Here is a 24,265-nt window from a genome sequence, read left to right as displayed (position 1 = left end):
AATGATCCGGTGTGGTTTGGGTGGCGCTGCTTACAGCGCCATCTTCAGACTGGCTTCAATAAACTTGTCGATGTCACCATCCAATACCGACTGGGTATTGCTGGTTTCCACCTTGGTGCGCAGATCTTTGATCCGGCTGTCATCCAGCACGTAAGAGCGGATCTGGCTGCCCCAGCCGATATCAGACTTGGCGTCTTCGGCTTTCTGCTTCTCTTCGTTGCGCTTCTGCATTTCATGCTCGAAGAGCTTGGCCTTGAGTTGTTTCATGGCCTGGTCTTTGTTCTGGTGCTGACTCCGACCCGCCTGACAGGCCACCACAATCCCGGTGGGATTGTGGGTCAAACGAACGGCAGATTCCGTTCGGTTAACGTGCTGACCACCAGCACCGGAGGCACGATAGACATCCACCCGCAAATCGGCCGGGTTGATTTCAATGTCAAAGCTGTCGTCCACTTCCGGCGACACAAACACCGAGGAAAACGAGGTATGACGGCGATTGCCCGAATCAAACGGCGACTTCCGAACCAGACGGTGAACGCCAGTCTCGGTGCGCAGCCAACCGTAGGCGTAGTCGCCCTGAATGTGGACCGTGGCACTCTTGATGCCCGCCACTTCCCCTTCCTGCAGCTCAACAATTTCAGCCTTGAAGCCCCGGCGCTCGGCCCACCGCAGATACATCCGCAGCAGCATGTTGCCCCAGTCCTGAGCTTCGGTACCGCCGGAACCGGCCTGGATATCCAGGTAGGCATTGTTGGCGTCCATTTCTCCAGAGAACATGCGACGGAATTCAAGCTTTTCGAGTTCACCGTCAAGACCTTCGAGGTCCGTTTCAATTTCCCGGACGGTGCCCTCGTCGTCCTCTTCCACGGCCATGTCGAGCAGACTCTCGGCGTCGCTCAGACCGTTGGTGAGGTTGTCGATGGTCTTAACAATCAGCTCAAGATCAGAGCGTTCTTTACCCAGACTCTGGGCTCGCTCGGGATCGTCCCAGACGGTAGGAAGTTCCAGCTCCCGCTCTACTTCAACCAGTCGCTCACTACGGTGATCGTAGTCAAAGATACCCCCTCAGCGCTTCAGTGCGCTCGCGAAGCTCTTTGATCTTCGTCACTATGGGATTAATTTCCATGAAACCTTGTCTCGCGTTGTAAAATGATGCGATAAAAACAGAGGGCGGATTCTACCGGAATTTACGCGCTAAATCAGCTGTTCCTTGCGTAGAGCACACACCCTGAAATCCACCTGAGTGCCAAAACCTCAGCCCAGCGGCTCCAGATAATCTACCAACAACTGAAGGTTCGTACGCCCCCGAAAGGTATTGGCATCGGGCTTATAAACCACCCGCGCCCCACTCCGGGTAAAATCAGGCACCTCAGGCCCGGTATTGAAAGCAATTCCATCAATGATGCCACCCCCCTCTACCGGCTGCAGCACCAGTTTCAGATGGTTCTCTCCCACAATGCGCTGACTCACCACCCGGAACTCGCCATCAAACACCGGCTCAGGGAAGTGCTGCCCCCAGGGGCCTGCGCGCTTCAGCAGATAAGCGGTGTCCAGATTGAGTTCGGCCGGGGCGAGCGGGCCATCGGTGACGATGGCGGCTTCGAGATCTTCCGCTTTCAACGTGTCGCGTACAGCCTGATCAAAGGCATTGCTGAAGACATCCAGATCACCCCGGGCAATGGTCATACCCGCCGCCATGGCGTGACCACCGTATTTCTTTATCAGGCCCGGATGCCTGGCATCCACCACCGCCAAAGCATCGCGGATGTGCAAACCCGGGATGGAACGGGCCGACCCCTTGAGGTGCTCGCCATCATCATCGGGCGCGAAGGCAATGGTGGGCCGGTGAGTTTGCTCACGAACCCTCGCAGCCAGGATGCCGATAACCCCCTGGTGCCAGTCCTGATCAAACAGAGCCAGGCCCCAGGGCAGCCCCTCAATATCCAGGGACATGGACGCCAGCAAGTCCTGAGCCTGGGCCTTCATATCCTTTTCAATACTGCGGCGCTCGCGGTTGAAGTTATCCAGATCCCGGGCCAGCCTGAGCGCCTCATCCCGGCTGTCGGCCAGCAGGCAGGCAATGCCGATACTCATATCATCCAGGCGCCCTGCTGCATTCAGGCGCGGACCAACCACAAAGCCAAGATCGGTGGCGCTGATCTCGGTGTAATCCCGGCCCGCCACTTCAAGCAACGCGAGAATGCCCGGGCGTGCTTCGCCCTTACGAATCCTGCGGATACCCTGCTCGACAAAAATCCGATTATTGTGGTCCAGCGGCACAACGTCAGCGACAGTCCCCAGGGCCACCAGGTCCAGCAGCGTCCCCAGATTGGGCTGCGGGCCCGGCAACAGATGCTGATCCCGCAAATGCTTGCGCAGCGCCGTAAGCACGTAGAACATCACACCAACACCGGCCGCATTTTTACTCAGAAACGGGCAGCCGGGCTGGTTCGGATTAACGATGGCATCAGCCTCCGGCAACACCTCCCCGGCCAAGTGGTGGTCGGTTATAACCACCCGGATTCCCAGCGCCTGAGCAGCCCGCACACCCTCTACGGCCGAAATACCGTTATCCACCGTGATCAGCAGATCGGGAACATCACCCTCCTCCTGCAAACGGTGAATAATGCCGGGGGTGAGCCCATAACCATCCGAGAACCGACTGGGCACCCTGAAGTCAAGGTCAGAGACACCCAGCATAGATAGCCCAAGCATCGCAACGGCGGTACTGGTCGCCCCATCGGCATCGAAGTCTCCGAGCACCATCACCCGCTGTTTCCGGACAACGGCATCCGTCAGCAACTCAACGGCGCGATCAATGCCGCGCAACTGCATTGGCGACGCCAGACAGCTCAGCGTGTACTGAAGCTGCTCGTCGGATTCGACACCACGGGCAGCGTACAGACGCCGGAGGATAGGAGGCAGGTTCTGTCCCCAGCCCGCCAATTCAGGCGGCTGGGGACGACGCAGGATCTTTTTAGGAATCATGCCGGATCAGGCATTTTTCCAATGACTGGCAATAAAGTTCTGAACGTCGGACACGCTATTGTCGAGAACGGTATAACGCTCGTCCCGCTCAAACAGGTCGGCCATGTGAGCCGGCAAATCCGGTTTCACACTCAGGCCGGACTCTGCAATGGCATCCGGGAATTTGGCCGGGTGCGCAGTCCCCAGAGTAATCATGGGCACAGCGGAATCGCGGCGACAGTTACGCGCAGCCCGAACGCCAATGGCGGTGTGCGGGTCGAGCAGGTATTCGTTCCGTTCGTAGACTTCGCGAATGGTGTCGCACGTGGTCTGATCATCCACAGCATCGCTATCAAACAGCTTCCGGGCGTGCTTCCAGCGGTACTCCTCAATGCTCACCGGGCCTTTGGCCGCATTTTCCAGCAGCGTCCTGACCGCGACTCCGTCACGACCATGCAGATCAAACAACAGGCGCTCGAAGTTGCTTGAGACCATAATGTCCATACTAGGCGACAAGGTGTGCTCAAGCTGATGCTGCTCATATTTGTTGCCACTCATGAAACGATGCAGGATATCGTTTCGGTTGGTCGCTATGACCAACTGACTGATCGGCAATCCCATTTTCTTCGCGAGGTAACCCGCAAAAATATCACCGAAGTTGCCGGTAGGTACTGAGAACGCCATGCTGCGATCCGGACCACCCAGCGCCAGCGAGGCCTGGAAGTAGTAGACGATCTGAGCCATGATCCGGGCCCAGTTGATGGAATTCACCGCCGCCAGTTGGGTTTTGCCACCCAGGAAGGACTGGTTACCGAAGCTTTCCTTCACCATGCGCTGGCAGTCGTCAAAGTTACCTTTGACTGCGATGTTATGGATGTTGTCGCCCTGAACCGTGGTCATCTGTCGGCGCTGAACTTCCGAGACCCGCTGGTGCGGGTGCAGGATAAAGATATCGACGTGTTCGCAGCGCCGACAACCTTCAATCGCAGCAGACCCGGTATCACCGGAGGTCGCACCCATGATCACGACATGCTGTTTGCGCTTCGCCAGCACATAGTCCAGCAGGCGCCCTAGCAACTGAAGGGCAAAATCCTTGAACGCCAGGGTCGGCCCCCGGAACAGCTCCATGACCCACTCATTGGTGTCGAGCTGAACCAGCGGTGCCACTGCCTGATGACTGAACACGCTGTAGGTTTCTTCCAGCATTTTACGGAAGTCATCGGCAGGGATCGCCCCCTCAACAAAGGGGTACATGATCTTGTAGGCCAACTCGGCATAGGAAATGCCGCGCCAACTGCGAATCTCTTCCAGACTGAAATGTGGCAACGATTCAGGTACATACAGGCCGCCATCTGTAGCCAGCCCGGTTAAAAGAACGTCTTCGAAACCAAGAGCGGGAGCTTCACCCCGTGTACTGATGTATCTCACGTGTGCCACCTGTCAGTTAAAGTTTTCAGCGCGAATGCGAATAACCTTGCCATCAACATCCGCCAGGGATTCCATCTCCTCGATGGCCAGATTCATCTGACGCTCCTGGACGGTGTGAGTCAGGATGATCACCGGAATCCGACCATCCTTGAATTCGGACTCTTTCTGCATGATCGACTCAATATTGATGCCATGCTCACTGAGAATTGCCGCAATTTTCGCCAACACACCAGGATGATCAAAAGCCTGAATACGCAGATAATAAGCGGACTGCACATCTTCCATCGGCAACACCGGAAGATCCTCAAGGGCGTCCGGAGTAAAGCCCAGGTAAGGCACCCGCTGGCGGTTGTCGCTGGCAACCGCGCGGGCCACATCGACCACATCGGCAATCACCGCCGAGGCGGTGGCTTCATCACCAGCCCCGGGGCCGTAATACATTGTCTGCCCAACGGCATCTCCATCAACCAGAACCGCGTTGAGCACACCATCAACCTGGGCGATCAGATGACTCTGAGGCACCAGCGTTGGATGCACCCGAAGCTCGATACCCTCTTCCCGGCGACGGGCAATCCCCAGGTGCTTGACGCGATACCCTAGCAACTCAGCATGGGTAATGTCGTAGGGCGTAATGCCAGAGATACCTTCGGTGTAGCCTTTTTCAAATTGCAGGGGAACACCAAAGCCGGAGGCCGCAAGAATGGTCAGCTTGTGAGCCGCATCAATACCTTCCACGTCGAACGTCGGGTCGGCCTCAGCGTAGCCCAGAGCCTGAGCTTCCCTGAGCACCTCTCCGAACTCCCGCCCCGCACGCATTTCGGTCAGGATGTAGTTACCGGTGCCATTGATGATGCCGGCAATGGTGTCGATACGGTTGGCAGCCAACCCCTCCCGAACGGATTTGATCACCGGAATTCCGCCAGCCACGCCGGCCTCATAGGCAACCACGACACCGGCTTTTTCAGCAGCACTGAATATTTCGTTGCCGTGCACCGCGATCAGCGCTTTGTTGGCAGTTACAACATGCTTGCCATTCGCGATGGCGGCGAGCACAAGCTCTTTGGCGGCATCGTAGCCACCGATCAACTCCACCACGATATCAATCTCAGGATCGTTCACCACATCGTAGACATCAGTACTGAAAGGAACATCACCCAGATCAAGATCATCTCGGCTGCGGCGGCTCGCCACCCGGGTAATTCGGATATTGCAGCCTGCACGACCCGCAATAATCGCCGCGTTGCGAGTCAGGACATTGAATGTACCGCCGCCGACGGTTCCCAGTCCGCAAATTCCGACACTGACGTCTTTCAAGCTCTCACCTCTGATCCCGATGGGGTGCTGATGGGTTGCAATAAGGGGGCATAGTATACCGGTTCAGGGCTCGCTGAATAAGCCCTGAACCGACCAGGTTTCCAACAAAGAAAAAGGAAGCAGACGCGATTAAAGCAGCCCCAGACCCTCAGCAAGGTTGCGGGCCGGCACATACCCCCGGATCATGTTGCCATCTTCCAGCAGGATCGCAGGTGTTCCGGTAACACCCACCATACCCCCAAGACGATACTGCTCAGCTACCGGGTTCTCACAGCTTGCCTGGTCAACCGCCCGGCCACCCTTGGCAGCATCCATGGCTTTCTGCTGATCTTCGGCACACCAGACCGAAACATATTTGTTAAACGACGCAGTATTCGGACCAGAACGGGGGAAGGCATAGTAGTTAACCGTAATGCCGTAATCATTCAACTGAGGCACTTCATCGTGCAGCTTTCGGCAGTAAGGGCAGTCAATATCCGTAAACACGTCAATCACGGCTTTTTCCTCACCTTTCGCCGGGTAGGAGATAATACCTCTACCTCCAAATTCATCCATCTGTACCTTGCGCCCACCTGCCCGTGATTCTTCGGTGACATTCGCAATGCCACTCTCGGTGATTTTCAGGAGGTCGCCAGTCAGCAGATAGGTACCATCCTCTGTGGTATAGATCGTGTCACCATTATTGCTCTGAACTTCGTACAGCCCTTTGGCTTCCGACGCCCGGACCGCACCGACCTTCAGGCCAGGCACAGCATCAGTCAGACGCTTGGCAATGCGATCTTCGACCTCGCCCGCCTGAGACACCGCCCCCCAGGACAACGACAGCAAAACTCCGAGGGACACAGCTACGGATTTCATGTTCATGAGCGAAAATTACTCCTGTCAGTTTAGGTAGTGTCTGCGACACCGGAATGTTTATTTAGTTCAGCCACCGCCGACCCCGGAGTCAACCTCTGGGGTGATGAGCCCGATGAAGATCCTGCAATCTCTGACGGGCAACGTGCGTGTAGATCTGGGTTGTGGACAAATCGGAATGCCCCAGCAACATCTGAACAACTCGCAAATCGGCGCCATGATTCAAGAGGTGCGTTGCGAACGCATGGCGGAGGGTATGCGGGGACAAAGGCCGGGTAACGCCGCTTCGGGCAGCATAATGTTTGATCCGATACCAAAAAGCCTGCCGAGTCATACAGGTGCCCCGATTTCCCGGAAACAACGCATCACTAACCCTGCCACGCAGCAGTTCAGGCCGGGCTTCGCGCAAGTACCGTAAAAGCCAGTCAACGGCCTCTTCACCCAGAGGCACCAGGCGCTCCTTGTCGCCCTTACCAAAAACCCGGATCACCCCCTGACGCAGATTCACCTGATCAACCATCAACCCGGTCAGCTCAGAGACCCGCAGCCCACAACCATAAAGAATCTCGAGCATGGCACGGTCCCGCTGCTCCACCGGCACCTCCGGATCGGGCTCCGCCAATAAAGATTCAACGTCAGCCTCCGTCAGCGTATCCGGCAAGCGCCGGGGCAATTTAGGACCATCAATCCTTAAGGTTGGATCCGCCCCAATCAAACCTTCCCGCAAAAGGAAACGGTAAAAACGACGGATCCCGGACAATCGCCGCGCCGCCGTAGTGGCCTTCAACCCATCCGATAAGCCCTGAGACATCCAGGCAAGCAGATTCAGCCGCTGAGCCTGAGCAAGGGTCGGCGAGCCCGGCTGCTGACACAACCACTCCGCCAGTCGACGGAGATCGTTGGCGTAGGCCTCTCGGGTTTTCTCCCCCAGCCCATCCTCCAGCCAGACAGTTTCACTGAAACGCTCGATTAGCTGATTATCTTCCGGCCCCACACCCGCCTCTTTGCCCAACCTACTCAGGCAGGCATTAAACCATAAAAAAAGCAGCCCCGAGAGGCTGCTTTTTTTCAACTGACGCAAATGCTGACTCAGTTAAGCTTTTCCTTGATACGAGCCGCCTTACCAGACAGGTCGCGCAGGTAGTAAAGCTTGGCCTGGCGCACATCACCACGACGCTTCACGCTAACGCTGTCGATCAGCTTGGAGTAAGTCTGGAAGGTACGCTCCACACCCACGCCGTAAGAAATCTTACGAACGGTGAAGGAAGAGTTCATGCCACGGTTGCGCTTACCAATAACCACGCCTTCGAACGCCTGCAGACGCTCACGGTTGCCTTCAGTTACGCGAACCTGAATAACCACAGTATCACCCGGCGCAAAAGCAGGGATTTCCTTGGTCATCTGTTCTGTTTCAAGTTGACTGATGATGTTGTTCTTGCCGCTCATCGTAATGCTCCTGATACCCAATCTTTCAATGCCCTGATCACTCAGAGGCACCCGGTTCGTTCAAAATTTCGTCCAGCAACTGACGCTCTTCATCCGTAAACACCCGCTTTTCAAGCAGGTCGGGGCGTCGCTCACTGGTTCGCCTCAACGATTCTTTCAATCGCCAACGCCGGATCTGTTCATGGTGACCGCCCAAAAGAACTTCCGGCACCGCCTGACCTTCGTAAACCTCGGGCCGGGTATAGTGCGGACAATCCAGCAACCCATCGGCAAAGGAGTCCTGCTCTGCCGACTGCGCATGACCCAGCGCTCCGGGGATGAGGCGTGTTACCGCATCAATTACAGCCATCGCCGCCAGCTCACCGCCCGAGAGAACAAAATCCCCAAGGGAGACCTCCCGGTCGACTTCCGCCGCTATCAGGCGCTCATCCACACCCTCATAACGACCGGCAACGAGAATCAGCTGCTCTTCTGCAGCGAGGGACTCCACCACCGACTGGTCCAGCCTTTCGCCCTGAGGCGACAGATAGACCACGCAGGCCTTGCCGGGTGCCGATGCCCTGGCCGCCTGAATAGCATCCCTGAGAGGCTGAATTTTCATCAGCATTCCAGGACCGCCACCGTACGGCCGGTCATCAACGGTGCGATGCCGGTCGTGGGTATAGTCCCGCGGGTTCCAGTACCTGAAAGTCAGCAGACCCTCACGAACAGCCCGACCGGTAACCCCGTAATCCGTCACCGCAGAAAACATATCCGGGAACAGACTGACTGCGCCAATCCACACCCGTCAGAACTCCGGATCCCAGTCAACCACCATGCGGCCGCCGTCCAGATCTACCTTTTGGACAACCTGGTCCGGCAGATAAGGAACCAACCGCTCGCGCTGATCGATGGAGCTCGCTGTAGCGCGCACCACCAGGACATCATTGGAGCCTGTTTCCAGCAGATGATGCACCTTGCCCAGGCACTCATCTTCAACCGTGAAGACATCCAGCCCTTCCAGCTGATGCCAGTAAAACTCCCCGTCGGGAAGCTCAGGCAACTGCTCGGTTGGGACCCGGATCTCTGCTCCACCATAGGTGCGAGCCACTTCACGATCATCAACACCTTTAAGCCTGACGACGATCCCCTGCCCTTGGCGGCGACCCTCCTCAAGCTTTACAGGGATACGCTTACCGTCCAGAAGCAACGTCCAGTCACGGTAGTTCAGTATCCCTTCTTTCGGGTCCGTATAAGAGAAGACCTTAAGCCACCCCTTAACTCCGAACACCGAGGTGATCCGGCCGATCACAGTTTCCTGCGAATGCTGCGTCATGCCTTTACAACCCCGGTACAGATAATGCTATTACTCAGCGACCTTCAGCAGCTGGGCAACTCGCTCGCTGGTCTGTGCACCCTGGCCCAGCCAGAACTCAACGCGCTCACGGTTAACGCGCAGGCGCTCTTCCTGACCACGGGCGATCGGGTTAAAGAAACCAACACGCTCAATGAAGCGACCGTCACGGGATTTACGGCTGTCAGTGACTGTCAGATGGTAGAACGGGCGCTTCTTGGAGCCGCCACGAGCCAAACGGATTGTTACCATTTCGACCAATATCCTGTTCTGTTGTACGAACTTTGTACGATTCCCGCCGCGCTAATTAGCATCTGACGGGAAGACCCATACTCGAAAGGGGCGCTATTCTATGCCAAAAAAGCGCCAATGAAAACAGGGAAACCATCGGTTTCCCCATTTTATGTGTAAGGCTTTTCACATACGGCCAAATGGAGGCATGCCTCCACCACCGCCGGGGGGCATCATACCACCCATGCCACGCATCAGGTTAGCCACCCCACCCTTTTTGCCAAACTTCTTCATCATCTTCTGCATCTGCTTGTGCTGCTTCAACAGACGATTCACATCCTGGATCTGAGTGCCGGAGCCTGCCGCAATGCGACGCTTCCGGGCATTATTGATAACATCCGGATAGCGACGCTCTTTGGGCGTCATAGAGCAGATAATCGCCTCCATCTGGCCCACCGACTTGTCATTCACCTGAGCCTGCGCCATCTGGGCCATCTGCCCCATGCCCGGCAGCTTGTCCAGCAAACCACCGATCCCACCCATATTTTTCATCTGCTGGAGCTGATCACGGAAATCCTCCAGATCAAACCCCTTACCCTTTTTGATCTTTTTGGTGAGCTTCTCGGCTTTCTTCTTGTCCAGCTTACGCTCAGCTTCCTCAATCAGGGACAGCACATCCCCCATGCCGAGAATCCGGGAGGCCACACGGTCCGGGTGGAACGGCTCCAGAGCATCGGTCTTTTCACCAACCCCAAGGAACTTGATCGGCTTACCCGTAATATGGCGCACTGACAACGCTGCACCACCGCGCGCATCACCATCCGTCTTCGTCAGCACGACACCGGTCAGCGGCAGGGCATCATTAAAGGCCTTGGCCGTATTCGCCGCGTCCTGGCCCGTCATGGAATCCACCACAAAAAGGGTTTCCACCGGGTTCACCGCCTTATGCAGGCGACCAATCTCCCCCATCATCTGCTCATCAACATGCAAACGACCGGCGGTATCCAGAATGACAACATCTACATGCTTGCGTCGGGCCGCTTCAATCGCGCCATTCGCAATATCAACAGGGTCCTGCTCGATTGTGCTCGGGAAGAACTCGACACCCACTTCGCTGGCCAGGGTTTCCAGCTGCTTGATCGCTGCGGGACGATAAATATCAGCACTCACCACCAGCACCGACTTTTTCTCCCGCTCTTTCAGAAAACGGGACAGCTTGGCCACCGTTGTGGTCTTACCCGCGCCCTGAAGACCCGCCATCATGATCACCGCAGGTGGGCGAGTGGCCAGGTTCAACGACTCGTTGCCCGCACCCATCACCCGCTCCAGCTCCTGCTGGACCACTTTTACAAACACCTGGCCCGGAGTCAGGCTGCGCTGAACCTCCTGTCCAATCGCCCGCTGACGAACACCTTCAATAAAGGCCTTTACCACCGGCAAGGCGACGTCCGCCTCAAGCAGCGCCATACGCACTTCACGGAGCGTATCCTTGATATTGTCGTCCGTCAGGCGCGCCTGACCCGAGATCTTGCGCAAGCTACCGGATAGTCGATCCTGGAGATTCTCAAACATGTTGCTCTTCCGTACCCCGGAGAATTTGTTCACACAGATCAAGAAGGCAGCCACGCCTGCTTGATTCCTGTTGCATAATCGCGACATTATACCCAGACTACGGAGCCTCTGAACAACTCCGCGCCGATTTCACTTCATCAGGCAACACGATTAAGGATGTCATGGGAACGCTGATTCTCGCGGTTACCGCACTCTTCCTCTACAGCGTTGGGACCGCGCTTCAGGCCCTTCATTTCCGAGGCAAAGTGCAGAGCAACCTCGCCGTAACAACGCTTATTGGCGTACTGGCCCTGATTGGGCACGGCCTGCTGATTGCCCAGACGGTTCATCTGGATGGCGGATTTGACTTCAGCTTTTTCAAAAGCTCCGTCCTGATTTCCTGGCTGATCGTTTTCCTGCTTCTGGGGCTGAACCTGAACAAACCGGTTCAAAGCCTGTTTATTGCCGCCTACCCGATTGCCGCTCTGACGATCGTCATGGCGCTGGTCACTCACACCCCTTCCCGCCTGGTGCCGGAAGAAAGCTACGGTATGCTGTCCCACATCGCCCTGTCAGTCACAGCCTACAGCCTGTTCTCCCTGGCCGCCCTGCAAGCTGTTTTACTGTACGTGCAGAACCGCCAGCTAAAACGCAACTACAACAGCTTGCTGGTGAGAAATCTTCCGCCACTGCAAACCATGGAATCCCTGCTGTTTGAAATGGTCTGGGCTGGCGTCGTCCTGCTGGTCCTGGCCATCGTGACCGGCGCCTTGTTTATTGAGGACCTGTTTGCTCAGGATCTGGCTCACAAAACCATTTTCTCGTTGCTGTCCCTGCTGGTCTTTGTCGGCCTGCTGGTTGGCCGATACACCAAAGGCTGGCGAGGCATCACAGCCAGCCGCTGGACCCTGGCGGGCTGCGCACTCCTCATGCTGGCCTTTTATGGCAGCAAATTTGTCCTCGAACTCGTGTTCCACCGAGGTCTCTGACGCCGGAACCAGACACCTTCTGACCAATCCGGCTTGACACTGATTACAGTGAAACCCTATTTTCGCAGCTTGTCATCAACACAAGGATCCCTCTCTTGAACGAAACATCGCTTGCTGCGCTGTTTATCCTTCTTGTCGGACTGATCATCCTTTCTGCGTTTTTCTCCAGCTCCGAAACGGGAATGATGTCCCTTAACCGCTACCGCCTGAAACACATGGCGAAAACCGGGCACAAGGGCGCACGCCGGGCACAGGGATTGCTCAACCGCACCGATCAACTGATCGGCGTCATCCTGATTGGCAACAACTTCGTCAACATTTTCGCCTCCTCCATTGCCACCGTGATCGCCATCCGACTCTGGGGAGATGCCGGCATCGCCATCGCCACGGTGCTGCTGACCATCGTCATTCTGATTTTCGCAGAGGTCACCCCAAAAACGCTTGCAGCGTTGTTTCCTGAAAAAATCGCCTTCCCCGCCAGCCACATCCTTGGCCCTCTGCTGAAGCTGCTCTACCCGCTGGTCTGGACCGTCAATCTGTTCACAACCGGCATCCTCCGACTGCTGGGAATTTCTTCGGCACAGGCTTCCGAGGACCACCTCAGTCGCGAGGAGCTTCGAACCGTCGTGAATGAAGCCGGCGCCCTGATACCCGCCCGACACAAGGACATGCTGGTCAGCATTCTGGACCTGGAGAACGTGACCGTAACCGACATCATGGTGCCCAGGAACGAAGTTGTGGGCATCGATCTGGACGATGACACCGACACTATCCTGCGCCAACTGCGAAACAGCCAACACACTCGCCTCCCTGTTTTCAAAGGCGACATCAACAACATCCAGGGAATACTGCACCTGCGAAGCGCGGCCCGATTGCTGCAAGAGCCCGAGATCAATAAAGCCATGATCATGCAATTGTGCCAGGAACCCTATTTCATCCCCGAAAGCACAGCACTGAACACCCAACTGCTGAACTTCCAGAAAGCCAAACGCCGGTTCGGCATGGTGGTCGATGAATACGGCGACGTCCTGGGGCTGGCCACCCTTGAAGATATCCTCGAAGAGATCGTTGGTGAGTTTACAACGGATTACGCTGCAACCTCTCCCGACATCATTCCTCAGGAGGATGGCACGCACATCATCGATGGCAGCGCGGCGGTACGGGCCATAAACAAGACGCTGGAGTGGGATCTGCCAACAGATGGACCGAAAACACTGAACGGCCTGATCACCGAAACCCTGGAAAATATTCCAGACACCAACGTCTGCCTCAAGGTGAACGGCTATCGCATCGAAGTCCTGCAAATCAAGGATAACGTTGTCAAAGCCGCGATCGTTCACCCTAAAACCAGGAAAAAGCGCTCCAGAAGTTTATAATTCTGCACTCCGGTTGGCGTTTATTCATGTTAATGTGGCGCAAAATGCGCTAAATTTACCGAATAATCAGAAGACACAAGAATCGAGCTCGGTCATGTATCCGGTTGAGGCGTAAACAGGAGTCGGCCATGAATAAGCAGTCCGGCATACATTACCTCCGCGAGCACAGGGAAGCGGCAAGCACTCGACCGGTTCCTGCGGAGGTGACCCGCATCCGCGACACCGTCGTTGCGGGTTTAGGTGATTTGCTGCAGGGAGCCTTCGACGCTGTCGACGACTCCCTATTTGAGCTGGCAAACAATGCCCGCAGCAATAATGAGCAGAATCGTTATTTTGAAGCCATGCGCGAGATCAGAATCAAGCGCAAGGGCGTAGAGCGCCATTTCCAGAATACCGTCGCTCAGTTTTTTGCCCACCCCCCCCATGCCGGCCAGCTTCAGGCCGCCGAAACCAGTCCGCCGACCAGCGCCGACACTCTCTCGCTCGTTGGAAACGACGACCTGGAAGAGCAGGTCGCGTTCAATGCCATGACAACCAAGGCAAAGGCACATTTTCAGGGGCCCCTGCTGCAGTTACAGGCACGGTTTACCGAAATTTACCCGGACGCCAGCGAAGAAAACCCCATTAACCCGATCGCCCCCGAACATCTGTGCAGCGCCTTCACCGAAGCGATTCAGGCTCTGGATATCCAGATTCGCGAGCGACTGATTCTACTCAAGCAGTTTGATCGCTACGTCATCTCCAACCTGGGCATGTTGCTGGATGAAGCCAACCGGATTCTGATTCAGGCTGGCGTTATTCCCAATTTCCGATATCACGGCAAGAAGAGCCCATCTCCGACCTCTCATGCCGGAACAGACAGTGGCGAATCAGCAGATCCGGCCCAATCATCTGATCAACGCCCGGAAGACACGGCATTGTTTGACCAGATCCGGCAGATGCTGGCCATGCAGCGTTCCAACGCCGGCATGGCACCGCGCAGCGCCGATCCGTCGCTCAGGGTGATCGGCGGCCGGGAATTGGCCGATATGCTCAGCGCTATCCCCATTCAGCAGAACTGGTCTGAAACCGACGACCTGAGCACCGGAGAACCCCTTACGGTCGATCTTCGTCAGGTGGTACAGCAACTGCTGGCTCAAGCCGACGCTCAGGATGGCCGGAAACCCGCACTCAATGAAGTAGACGAAGACCTGATCAACCTGGTCTCGATGCTGTTTGAGTTCATTCTTGACGACTACAACCTGTCAGCACCGGTTCAGGTGCTGATTAGCCGTCTTCAGATCCCGATTCTGAAAGTGGTCATCAAAGACAAGGGCTTTTTCAGCAAGGCCACGCACCCGGCCCGAAAGCTCCTGAACTCGCTGGCCCGTGCGGGCATTGGCTGGAGCAGCAGTGATGAAAAAACCCGGGATAAGCTGTATGGCCAGATTCACAATGTGGTGCAGCGGATACTGAACGAGTTTGACGGAGACATCCAACTGTTTGAGACGCTCAACGAAGAATTCGAACAATTTCTGGAACGGGAAAACCGAAAAGCCTCTCTGGTCGAGCAGCGAACCCGCGAATCAGAACGTGGCCGTATCAAATCCCAGAAAGCACAGGAAGAAGTCGACCGTCTGCTGAAAGCGAAAGTTGCCCGCTACCACCTGCCCGAACCGATCACCGACATCCTGATGAACGGCTGGAGCCGGGTGATGTTCCTGGCGTACCTCAAAGACGATACCGAGCACCGCTGGCACGAGACTGCACGAGTCGTTGATGACCTGATCTGGTGTCTGCACCCGCACGAGGAAGACGAGGAGCGCGATCAATGGGTACGGGTTGTGCCCGGGCTCCTGAAATCGCTGCGCGCAGGCCTTGAGGAGGTGTCGTACAACGCTACCCGCCTTGACCAGATGATGGGGCAACTCAAGCACGAACTGGCAGAAGCCTTCCGCACCAACGCAGCCATTGAAGCCCGTCAGGAACCGAAGTCGGACACGGCGGAAGACAGCCCGGCGGCCCACCCAACGGCGATCGAGCGGCAACAGGAACTGGAAGACGCCACCATCGCCGAGTACATTGCCAAGCTTGATAATATTGAGATCGGCAACTGGGTGGAATTCCGGCTGGTTAACGGCACCAGCTTCCGGTGCAAACTGTCCGCGATCATCGAAGAGGCGGATTGCTTTGTGTTCGTCAACCGGATGGGACTCAAGGTGATTGAGAAAACGCGCGTTGAGCTGGCCCATGAAATGCGCCGGGGCCGCCTGACTTTACTGGAGCAAGGTGCGCTGATAGACCGGGCCCTCAACGCAGTCGTGGGCAACCTGCGCACTAAAACTGCCTGAGATTGATGACCGGCACAGGAACACAAGCTCCTGCTATGCCAGCCACCTACAGGCTGGCGCTCGCCGTATCAATCGCCGTTCTGGCCCACACACTGATACTGGCAGGGCTCCCTTCCCCAACGAGGGAGGAAGCCCTGCCACTGCCTCACCGACTGGTCTTCACCCTCTCCAGCCCGGCAACAGAACCCTCCCCAGAGGGCTCTGAAGCCAGCCACCACCCCCGCTCAGGACTCCCGGAGCACACCGCCCCAGCAACCGAACCTGTTGTGACTACCCGGCCCCCACTTCATCGGGCACCCCCTAAACAGGACACACCATCACCAACACCCCGACAACAAGCGAGCGACCGCCCCCAAACCCCAAAGGTGACGTCACCGGCGGCTCAGGCTTCTCAGTCCAGCTCTCTCGCCACCTCAACACCAGGCAACGCACCGGACCCCATTCAGCGAATCAGCAACTCGCCAACGGAACAAGACCCCTATCTGATCAAACTCGCCACCCACCTGGCGGAAAAGCTTGAGCATCGTCGAGTACCAGCGATATCGAAACTTAAGAATACGGTCACAATGGAGATAGAACTGCGGCTCATGCCCAATGGGGCACTGACCCGGGCAAGGATTACAGAATCAACGGGGATACACGTCATAGATGAAGCAGCGTACCGGATGGCCCTGGCTGCCAGCCCCTACCCCAGTCCGGAGGGAGAGGATTCAGACCGCTTCGGAGTGAAACTCGTATTCACCCCAAAGCAGCCCTGAACAAGCCGAACCTCAGGCTTCCGCCTGACCTGCAGCGTCCTTAACCATCTTGGCCAGTTCGCCGCTTTCAGACATTTCAAGAACAATATCGCAACCGCCAACCAGCTCGCCATTGATGTAGAGCTGAGGATAAGTAGGCCAGCTGGAATAGACTTTCAGCGCTTCACGCAGCTCCTGGTTGTCCAGAATGTTCACAAACGCGAACCGCTCACCACACGCCATCAGAGCCTGCACAGTGCGTGACGAAAAGCCACACTGCGGCGCCTGCGGCGTTCCCTTCATGTACAGAATGACCGGGTTCTCTTCGAGTTGGCTCTTGATGGTTGCATTGATGTCCATGAACTCATACCTCTGTTAAAGGAGTCAGCTTTGCCGTCAAACGGCTATTGCAGCCTATTGTACACAGGTGTCTCAGCCAGCCACAAACCATGCGCTTTGACACAGAACAACCCTGGCTGCCACGACGTTGTTTTCGAGGGGGCGACGGGCTAGACTTGTTGGCTTTTCCAAACGGGCAGTTTGCTTGAAACAGGGGCCTTTCATGGCAGCAAGACACTTTCTGACACTGAACGACATGACCACTGCGGAGCTGGAAGGTCTTCTGGACCACGCATCCAGACTGCGCAAGGAATGGCGGGCAGGCCAGACCCGGGACACCCTGAAAAACCGGGTACTGGCCATGGTCTTCGAGAAATCCTCAACGCGCACAAGGGTTTCGTTTGAAGCAGGAATGACGCAGCTTGGCGGCACCGCCATGTTTTTGTCTCCGCGTGACACCCAGCTTGGCCGCGGCGAGCCCATTGAGGACTCGGCCATCGTCATTTCCAGCATGGTCGACGCGGTCATGATCCGCACCTTTGCTCATGAAACCGTTGAGCGTTTTGCCTCTGCTTCCAGCAAACCGGTGATCAACGCTCTCACCGATGAGTTTCACCCCTGCCAGCTCCTGGCAGACATGCAGACCTTCCGGGAACTGCGCGGTAGCATTCGCGGCGCCACCGTGGCCTGGATAGGCGACGGCAATAACATGTGCCACTCGTATATCAACGCGGCAGAGCGCTTTGGCTTTCACCTGAACGTTGCCTGCCCGGAAGGCTATGAGCCTGACCCGGAACTGCTCCGGCAACACGAGTCCCGGGTCACTGTTACCCACTCTCCGGAGGAAGCCGCTCGCGGTGCACAGCTGCTGGTCACCGATGTCTGGGCGTCCATGGGTCAGGAAGATGAACAGAAAGCCCGGGAAAGCGCTTTCCGCGACTATCAGATCAACCCTGCTCTAATGAACGTGGCCGATAAAGAGGCCTTGTTCATGCACTGCCTGCCGGCCCACCGGGGTGAAGAGATTTCCGCCGAGATGATGGAACACTCCAGCTCGGCAGTCTGGCATGAGGCAGAAAATCGTTTGCATGCTCAGAAAGCACTTCTGGAATTCCTGATCCTCAACCGCCTGGACTGATCCATGCCCGATGCTCTGGTGTCCCCGGCAGACTGGCTGCTGGAAGTGAACAACCTGTCTTGTGGTTACGGCGGCGATTCCGTAGTCAAGAACGTAAGCTTTGCCCTGAGCCACGGCGATATCGGATGCCTGCTGGGGCCCAGCGGCTGTGGCAAAAGTACCATTCTCCGGGCACTGGCCGGTTTTTTGCCCATCAGCCAGGGTGAAATCCGCCTACAGTCTCAGGCGATCAGTCTGCCTGGGCGTGCGTTGCCACCGGAAAAGCGACGAATCGGGATGGTGTTTCAGGACTACGCCCTGTTCCCGCACCTGAGCATTGCTGACAACGTGGGGTTTGGCCTGAAGTCCCTGACCAAACAGGAACGTCGGCAGAAAGTCATGGAATTGCTGAACCTGGTGCACCTTCAGGACCTCGCGGACAACTATCCTCACGAGCTCTCCGGCGGGCAGCAACAGCGGGTAGCTCTGGCTCGGGCTCTGGCCCCGGAACCCACACTGATTCTGCTCGACGAGCCGTTCTCCAACCTGGATACCGATCTGCGTCGACGGTTGAGCCTGGATGTCCGGGAAATCCTGAAGACTCTGGGCATCAGCGCGATTCTGGTCACCCATGACCAACAGGAAGCCTTTGCCATGTGCGACCAGGTCGCCGTGCTCCGAAATGGACAGATCCAGCAGTGGGACGTGCCCTATAACCTGTACCACGAGCCTGCCAACCGGTTTGTAGCCAGTTTCGTCGGGCAAGGCGGCTTCGTCCCCGGCAAAGCTCTGGGACCGGACACCATCGAATCCGAACTGGGAGTCATCCACGGGAACCGGGCCTACAAATGGCAACCAGGAACACTGCTGGATGTATTGATTCGGCCGGATGACATCGTTTACGACGAAACCTCAGACCTGAAACCCAAGGTTGTGGAGAAAACCTTTGCGGGAACGTCCACACTTTACCGATTCCACTGCTCCGACGAGACCGAGTTTGAAGCGCTCTTTCGAAGCCACCTCGATTTCAACCTCGGCGAGCAGGTACCGGTTCGGGTGGAAGCAGACCACCTGATCGCCTTTGAGCGCACCGGGCCGGAATCTGCTCGCTGACGAGCTGTGCCCGATGCCCAAAATCACTGATCAGTGATTACACACCCGTTCGACGGCATCCAGCCAACCGGCATAGAGTGACTCCCGGAGCCCGGGAGTCATGTCTGGCAGGAACTGCCGCTCACAGGCCCACAGCGAGGTAATCTGCTCCAGGCTGTCAAACACCCCCGTCTGCAAGCCTGCCAGGTAAGCCGCACCCAGCGCCGTGGTCTCGGTTACCCTGGGACGATCAACCGGCACGTTCAGAATATCCGCCAGAAACTGCATCACCCAGTCATTCACAGCCATACCACCATCCACGCGCAATGACTCCAGCCGGGCTCCGTCATTTCGAATCGCCCGCACCAGATCCTTGGTCTGGTAGCACACGGACTGCAAGCCCGCCGTCACAATTTCCGCAATGCCGGTATCCCGCGTGAGCCCCAGAATGGCGCCCCGGGCGTTGGGGTCCCAATGCGGGGCCCCCAGCCCGGTAAAGGCCGGCACCAGGTACACGGGGTTATTCACCCCGACTTCGGCCGCATGCGCCGAGGACTCCCGGGCATGGGAGATCAACTGAAGCCCGTCCCGCAGCCACTGCATGGCAGCTCCCGCCACAAAAATACTTCCTTCGATGGCATAGCAGGGCTGACCATTCAGCCGGTAAGCCACCGTCGTCAGGAGTCGGTTCTCCGAGCGCAGTGCCTGCTGCCCGGTATTCAGCATCAGAAAACAGCCCGTGCCGTAGGTGCTCTTGGCCATCCCGGGCCCGAAGCAGGCCTGCCCGATCAGCGCGGCATGCTGATCGCCGGCGATTCCAGCCACCATCACCGGCGCACCAAGACACTCCGGCTCAGTGACCCCATATTCCGCAGCACAGTCGAGCACCTCCGGCAGCATGCCCTCTGGCACCCTGAACAACCGGAGCAATTCCGGGTCCCACTGCTGGGTATGAATATTGAACAAGGCCGTCCGGGATGCGTTGGTCGCATCCGTCCGGTGGCGTTTGCCACCGGTCAGGTTCCAGAGCAACCAAGAATCGATGGTTCCGAAGGCCAGCTCCCCGGCCTCAGCACGTTGGCGGGCATTCTCGACAGTGTCCAGAATCCAGGCAATTTTGGTGGCGGAAAAATAGGGATCAATCAACAGGCCTGTCCGGTCGACAACCATCGGTTCGTGGCCATCCTGCCTCAGCTTGGTGCACAACGAGGCGGTTCTCCGGTCCTGCCAGACGATGGCACGATGGATCGGCTCTCCGGTAACCCGATCCCAGATCACCGTGGTTTCCCGCTGATTGGTAATGCCGATGCCCGCGAGCTCGTCAGCCCCCACTTTCCCTCGTCGCAAAGCCTCCCGGCAAACGGTGAGGGTGCTGTCCCAGATTTCCATGGCATCATGCTCAACCCAACCGTCTTTTGGAAAGTACTGACGGAACTCCTGCTGAGCGACAGCCACCTGTATTCCTTTGTCATCAAAGACAATGGCTCGGGAGCTGGTGGTGCCCTGGTCAATGGCGAGCAGATATCGGGACATGGCGATCTCCTGTTGTTTTGAGGAGATTCTAACAGGACAGGAAGTCTCTGGTGTGGTGTGAAACGGAAATAAAAAAAGGGCCGGAAAAACCGGCCCTTAAATGACGAATGAAACAAGGAAAGTTCGTAAGAACTACAACCTCAAAAGTCATCCCTTACGCCGACGATTATTAATCAGAGAAACCGGCGCTTCAGTTGCGGTTCTGTAGAACTTTGTTACATCAGGTGAGGCAGCGAGTACTGGATCACAAAACGGAATCAACGGGTTTCCGGCGAGGCCATACCAGGCTAAACCGGGCCCCTCCCAGGGCCTCACTCCGGCAGACAAATGCCTGGCCTCCATGCCAGTAGAGAATCCGGCGGACAATCGACAACCCCAACCCATAACCGCCAGAAGTTCGGGTACGGCTATCATCAAGGCGGGCAAACGCGGTAAACACCTTCTCCCAATCCTGTTCAGGAATACCCGGCCCGTCATCTTCCACATCAATCCGGCAATTATCCTCATCCAGGTGGCAGCTCACCAGGACCCGACCCGATGCATAGCGGGCTGCATTGCCCACAAGATTCTGAATGGCCCGATGAATGTAGCGTGGCTCCATGTCAGCCATCGACCACCGCTCCGAGCACTCAGAAATACAGCACTCTATCTCAACACCTTTTCGGATAAGTCGCTGCTCGGCCACCACCTGCCTGACAATATCGGTGACCGCCCCTTCTTTCAGGCTGAACACCGGACCGCCCTGCTCCAGTCGCGCGTACGTCAGAATCTCATCGATCAGCTCATCAAGCTCCTGAATGTCACCGTCAATGCCAGCTAACTGTTTATCAAGGGCTTCCCGGGTGCTGCCTGGTTCGATCATCTGTACGCCAAAGCGAATACGGGCCACCGGTGTTCTGAGTTCATGGGAAACCGCATGAATCATCTCCCGCTGCACCTGAACCAGTCGCTGGATGTGCTCTGCCATACTGTTGAACGACGCTCCGAGCCGGGACACCAATGTGCCATTTTCAGACTCGACCCGGGCCCCCATTTCACCCCGGGCAATGCGGACAACAACCGACTCCACCTTACGCAAATGACTTTCCACAAACCTCAACCCGAGGAACAGAGCCAGCGCAAGAACACCGCCGACCACAACCAGCAGCAACACCACAATCGGCCAACCCCAGGGATTAAATGGCTGAGGCAGGGTAACGACCACCAGGGCCCCCTCAGAAAGCCTGATCAGTGCCCTTTCGTTCCAGCCATCCTGAAAAACGGTCAGCCCGGTGTCCTCCAGGCGCTCCAGAGCCTGCTGATCCGGCAACTCTTCAACATGTTGCACCAGATGAATGTCCAGATTCAGCGCTTCAGCCAACAGCGCTGCAACGGCCTCCTTCTGATCTCCGGGGCTCGTATCCAGATGCCAGCGAACCAACAGAGAGATGATCCGGGCCAGGTCTCCGTGCGGGTGCTCCAGATGCATCCCCAGCACGTCACCATCGGCTAGCCGGATATAGAACCCATAACCGCTATCAGTGGGTTCTGCCACAACCTGCCCGTACCCGAGCCGCTCAACCACGATGGGAGAAAGACCAAAACTGGCAGGCGGTGCAGTCCGGAGATCCACCATGGGAACCATCCAGTGATACTGGTGGACAGGGTCTGGCGCCATAGCCAGCCAACGCAGCACCGGGGCCGACACCTGCTCGTGCCAGTCTTGCTCCCTTACCGTGTTGATCCCGTTGAAAAGCAACGCGCAAATAAGCAGGACAGCGGCCGTAATGGCCGCCATTCGAAGGTAGGCTTTGAGAAAGAAATTCAGGGACATCGGGCCACCCCGGGTAACTGGCGCTCTCCTTGCAACGGAATCAGCGCCTCAGACGGGATCAGGCTTCCTTAACGAACAGATAGCCCTTGCTGCGAACGGTCTTGATGCGACGCGGATGAATAGGATCATCACCAATCTTGGGCCGGATCCGGGACACACGAACGTCAATGGAACGATCCTGTCCATCGTACTCAATCCCCCGAAGCGCGGTGAAAATTTCTTCGCGACTCAAGACGCGACCCGCATTGCTGGCCAGAAGCCAAAGCAGGTCAAACTCAGCACTGGTGAGATCAATGCTTTGTTCGTTCAACCAGGCCTCGCGCATCGAACGATCCACCACCAGATCGTTGAACTGAAGCCGCACCGGCTCTTCGCCCGCCCCTTCCTGGGCCGCGGCCGGAGACGTCTCAACTCGACGCAACATGGCACGGATACGGGCAAGCAGGACGCGGGGCTGAACCGGTTTTCCGATGTAATCGTCCGCCCCCATCTCAAGGCCAAGAACCTGGTCAAGGTCGTCAGTCCGGGCGGTCAGCATGATAATCGGGCCAGAATAGAACGGTCGAACCCGCCTACAGATAGACAGACCATCTTCTCCGGGCAGCATAAGATCGAGAACCACGAGATCCGGCTGCTCATTCCGGATTCGTTCAACCGCCGCACCACCGTGTGTTTCCAGTGACACGGTCAGACCGTTGTTCTCCAGATACTCACGGGTCAAGTCCGCAAGCCGTTCGTCGTCTTCTACGATCAGGATTCGCCAGCTCTCGTTAATTTGTTCCACGCCATCCATCTCTGGTTTTTTTATTCCGGTTTCAAGGTTGATCACCCGACGATACAGGCAACGTTCAGTTACAGCAATTATACATGCTATTCAGAAATATACATGGAACAGGCAAAGGGTTACAGCGTGTGACACACATCAGCCCCCGGCAAGCGGGCCAGCCACTGTCACAGACACGTCACCCCGGCGTCACTGCGCTGTCACAAGCGCTTCATAGCCTTGACCTTAAACAGAAACAACTGAGGCCAAGCCATGACCGCGAACACCGCCAGCCTTCAACCACGCCGGGGGCGCAACCTGACCACCGAGCTGACCCGTTGCCCGAATCGCATTGAAGAAGCTCAGCGTCTGCGCTACCGCGTCTTCTCAGAAGAGTACGGCAGCGACCTTGGCGCGACCACTCCCGGTATCGACGCCGATGCCTACGACGCGGTTTGCGACCACCTGATCGTCACCGATACCGCAACCGGTGAACTGGTCGCCACCACCCGCATTCTGCATGAAGACGATACTGGCCCCGTCGGAGGCTTCTACTCCCGGGGAGAGTTTGAGCTGGAGGCCCTGGGTTCCCTTTCCGGTAAGCTGGCCGAGCTTGGGCGCACCTGCGTCCACCCGGACTACCGTAATGGCGGCACCATCACACTGCTCTGGTCTGCGGTCGCAGACTATCTGGTACAACGCGACGTCACCCACCTGATTGGCTGCGCCAGTATCAGCATGGCAGACGGCGGCGCCAAAGCCTGGCATGTTGCCCGCTTACTGCAACAACAATACCTGTGTGACCCCGACTGCCGGGTAATGCCAAAACGGCAATTGCCACATCTGGCACACCCGGAATCCGAACGCGCGGTCGACATCCCCCCCCTGATCCGGGCTTACATGCGGCTCGGCGCCAAAGTCTGCGGTGAACCTTGCTGGGACCCGGAGTTCCGCTGCGCCGACATGCTAGTGCTGCTGGAAGTCAGCAATCTTGCCGGGCGTTATAACCGTCACTTCATGCGCCGCGCAGGCTGAGCCCCGGAGACCGCGA

The 24,265-nt window shown here is 57.0% G+C and carries 22 protein-coding genes; 7 read left to right on the top strand and 15 right to left on the bottom strand.

Annotated elements, in window-relative coordinates; translation table 11 throughout:
- Window positions 1-30: 30 nt before the first annotated feature.
- From prfB to ffh, 11 genes are all read right to left on the bottom strand, one after another.
- Window positions 31-1,126 (bottom strand): peptide chain release factor 2 gene (gene prfB, locus K325_RS0104685; RefSeq protein WP_156836564.1). Its coding sequence is split into 2 segments (ribosomal slippage): window positions 31-1,053 and window positions 1,055-1,126, totalling 1,095 coding nucleotides; the frame shifts between segments, so codons are not numbered across the junction.
- Window positions 1,127-1,254: 128 nt separating this feature from the next.
- Window positions 1,255-2,988, bottom strand: a complete 1,734-nt coding sequence (recJ, locus tag K325_RS0104680; RefSeq protein ID WP_029653103.1) for a single-stranded-DNA-specific exonuclease RecJ — start codon at window positions 2,986-2,988, stop codon at window positions 1,255-1,257.
- Between the two features lie 6 nt (window positions 2,989-2,994).
- Window positions 2,995-4,395 (bottom strand): threonine synthase, encoded by a 1,401-nt coding sequence (gene thrC / locus K325_RS0104675; protein ID WP_029653102.1) that lies wholly within the window; start codon window positions 4,393-4,395, stop codon window positions 2,995-2,997.
- 12 nt (window positions 4,396-4,407) lie between these two features.
- Window positions 4,408-5,709 carry a homoserine dehydrogenase gene (locus K325_RS0104670; RefSeq protein ID WP_029653101.1) on the bottom strand — a complete coding sequence of 434 codons (1,302 nt, stop codon included), beginning with the start codon at window positions 5,707-5,709 and terminating at the stop codon, window positions 4,408-4,410.
- Between the two features lie 129 nt (window positions 5,710-5,838).
- Complete coding sequence (locus K325_RS0104665) at window positions 5,839-6,573, bottom strand: thioredoxin fold domain-containing protein (RefSeq protein WP_029653100.1); 735 nt, start codon at window positions 6,571-6,573, stop codon at window positions 5,839-5,841.
- An 82-nt stretch (window positions 6,574-6,655) separates the two neighbouring features.
- Window positions 6,656-7,558, bottom strand: coding sequence for a site-specific tyrosine recombinase XerD (gene xerD, locus K325_RS0104660; RefSeq protein ID WP_029653099.1), 903 nt, complete (start codon window positions 7,556-7,558; stop codon window positions 6,656-6,658).
- A gap of 95 nt (window positions 7,559-7,653) precedes the next feature.
- Window positions 7,654-8,010, bottom strand: coding sequence for a 50S ribosomal protein L19 (gene rplS, locus K325_RS0104655; protein ID WP_029653098.1), 357 nt, complete (start codon window positions 8,008-8,010; stop codon window positions 7,654-7,656).
- A 37-nt stretch (window positions 8,011-8,047) separates the two neighbouring features.
- The gene (gene trmD, locus K325_RS0104650) at window positions 8,048-8,794 is read right to left on the bottom strand and encodes a tRNA (guanosine(37)-N1)-methyltransferase TrmD (protein ID WP_029653097.1); all 747 of its coding nucleotides are present in this window, start codon (window positions 8,792-8,794) and stop codon (window positions 8,048-8,050) included.
- 3 nt (window positions 8,795-8,797) lie between these two features.
- Complete coding sequence (gene rimM, locus K325_RS0104645) at window positions 8,798-9,325, bottom strand: ribosome maturation factor RimM (RefSeq protein WP_029653096.1); 528 nt, start codon at window positions 9,323-9,325, stop codon at window positions 8,798-8,800.
- A gap of 30 nt (window positions 9,326-9,355) precedes the next feature.
- Window positions 9,356-9,595 carry a 30S ribosomal protein S16 gene (rpsP, locus tag K325_RS0104640; protein ID WP_029653095.1) on the bottom strand — a complete coding sequence of 80 codons (240 nt, stop codon included), beginning with the start codon at window positions 9,593-9,595 and terminating at the stop codon, window positions 9,356-9,358.
- A gap of 165 nt (window positions 9,596-9,760) precedes the next feature.
- The gene (gene ffh / locus K325_RS0104635; protein WP_029653094.1) at window positions 9,761-11,146 is read right to left on the bottom strand and encodes a signal recognition particle protein; all 1,386 of its coding nucleotides are present in this window, start codon (window positions 11,144-11,146) and stop codon (window positions 9,761-9,763) included.
- A 161-nt stretch (window positions 11,147-11,307) separates the two neighbouring features.
- Between ffh and K325_RS0104630 the strand changes: the two genes are divergently transcribed.
- The 4 genes from K325_RS0104630 to K325_RS0104615 all read left to right on the top strand — a co-directional run bounded on the left by K325_RS0104630 (window position 11,308) and on the right by K325_RS0104615 (window position 16,578).
- Entirely contained in the window at window positions 11,308-12,114 is an 807-nt protein-coding gene (locus K325_RS0104630; protein WP_029653093.1) for a cytochrome C assembly family protein, read from the top strand.
- 95 nt (window positions 12,115-12,209) lie between these two features.
- Entirely contained in the window at window positions 12,210-13,490 is a 1,281-nt protein-coding gene (locus tag K325_RS0104625; RefSeq protein ID WP_029653092.1) for an HlyC/CorC family transporter, read from the top strand.
- A gap of 128 nt (window positions 13,491-13,618) precedes the next feature.
- The gene (locus K325_RS0104620) at window positions 13,619-15,820 is read left to right on the top strand and encodes a DUF1631 domain-containing protein (RefSeq protein ID WP_029653091.1); all 2,202 of its coding nucleotides are present in this window, start codon (window positions 13,619-13,621) and stop codon (window positions 15,818-15,820) included.
- A gap of 35 nt (window positions 15,821-15,855) precedes the next feature.
- The gene (locus K325_RS0104615; protein WP_051146554.1) at window positions 15,856-16,578 is read left to right on the top strand and encodes a TonB family protein; all 723 of its coding nucleotides are present in this window, start codon (window positions 15,856-15,858) and stop codon (window positions 16,576-16,578) included.
- 12 nt (window positions 16,579-16,590) lie between these two features.
- Here the strand turns inward: K325_RS0104615 and grxD are convergent, their stop codons facing one another.
- Window positions 16,591-16,917: a Grx4 family monothiol glutaredoxin gene (gene grxD, locus K325_RS0104610; protein ID WP_029653089.1), complete on the bottom strand. Its 327-nt coding sequence runs from the start codon at window positions 16,915-16,917 to the stop codon at window positions 16,591-16,593.
- A 202-nt stretch (window positions 16,918-17,119) separates the two neighbouring features.
- Between grxD and argF the strand changes: the two genes are divergently transcribed.
- Entirely contained in the window at window positions 17,120-18,034 is a 915-nt protein-coding gene (gene argF / locus K325_RS0104605) for an ornithine carbamoyltransferase (RefSeq protein WP_029653088.1), read from the top strand.
- A 3-nt stretch (window positions 18,035-18,037) separates the two neighbouring features.
- Window positions 18,038-19,126, top strand: coding sequence for an ABC transporter ATP-binding protein (locus K325_RS0104600; RefSeq protein WP_029653087.1), 1,089 nt, complete (start codon window positions 18,038-18,040; stop codon window positions 19,124-19,126).
- Window positions 19,127-19,156: 30 nt separating this feature from the next.
- Here the strand turns inward: K325_RS0104600 and glpK are convergent, their stop codons facing one another.
- The 3 genes from glpK to K325_RS0104585 all read right to left on the bottom strand — a co-directional run bounded on the left by glpK (window position 19,157) and on the right by K325_RS0104585 (window position 23,244).
- Window positions 19,157-20,638, bottom strand: a complete 1,482-nt coding sequence (gene glpK, locus K325_RS0104595) for a glycerol kinase GlpK (protein WP_029653086.1) — start codon at window positions 20,636-20,638, stop codon at window positions 19,157-19,159.
- Window positions 20,639-20,882: 244 nt separating this feature from the next.
- Entirely contained in the window at window positions 20,883-22,451 is a 1,569-nt protein-coding gene (locus tag K325_RS0104590) for an ATP-binding protein (RefSeq protein ID WP_029653085.1), read from the bottom strand.
- A 58-nt stretch (window positions 22,452-22,509) separates the two neighbouring features.
- Window positions 22,510-23,244: a response regulator gene (locus K325_RS0104585; RefSeq protein ID WP_029653084.1), complete on the bottom strand. Its 735-nt coding sequence runs from the start codon at window positions 23,242-23,244 to the stop codon at window positions 22,510-22,512.
- Between the two features lie 243 nt (window positions 23,245-23,487).
- On the opposite strand from K325_RS0104585, the gene K325_RS0104580 reads away from it, so the two are divergent.
- The gene (locus K325_RS0104580; RefSeq protein ID WP_029653083.1) at window positions 23,488-24,249 is read left to right on the top strand and encodes a GNAT family N-acetyltransferase; all 762 of its coding nucleotides are present in this window, start codon (window positions 23,488-23,490) and stop codon (window positions 24,247-24,249) included.
- The last annotated feature ends 16 nt before the right edge of the window (window positions 24,250-24,265 follow it).

The organism is Marinobacter daepoensis DSM 16072, from assembly GCF_000421165.1.
Classification (GTDB): Bacteria; Pseudomonadota; Gammaproteobacteria; order Pseudomonadales; family Oleiphilaceae; genus Marinobacter; species Marinobacter daepoensis.
This window is presented reverse-complemented; position numbering and strand designations above follow the sequence as displayed.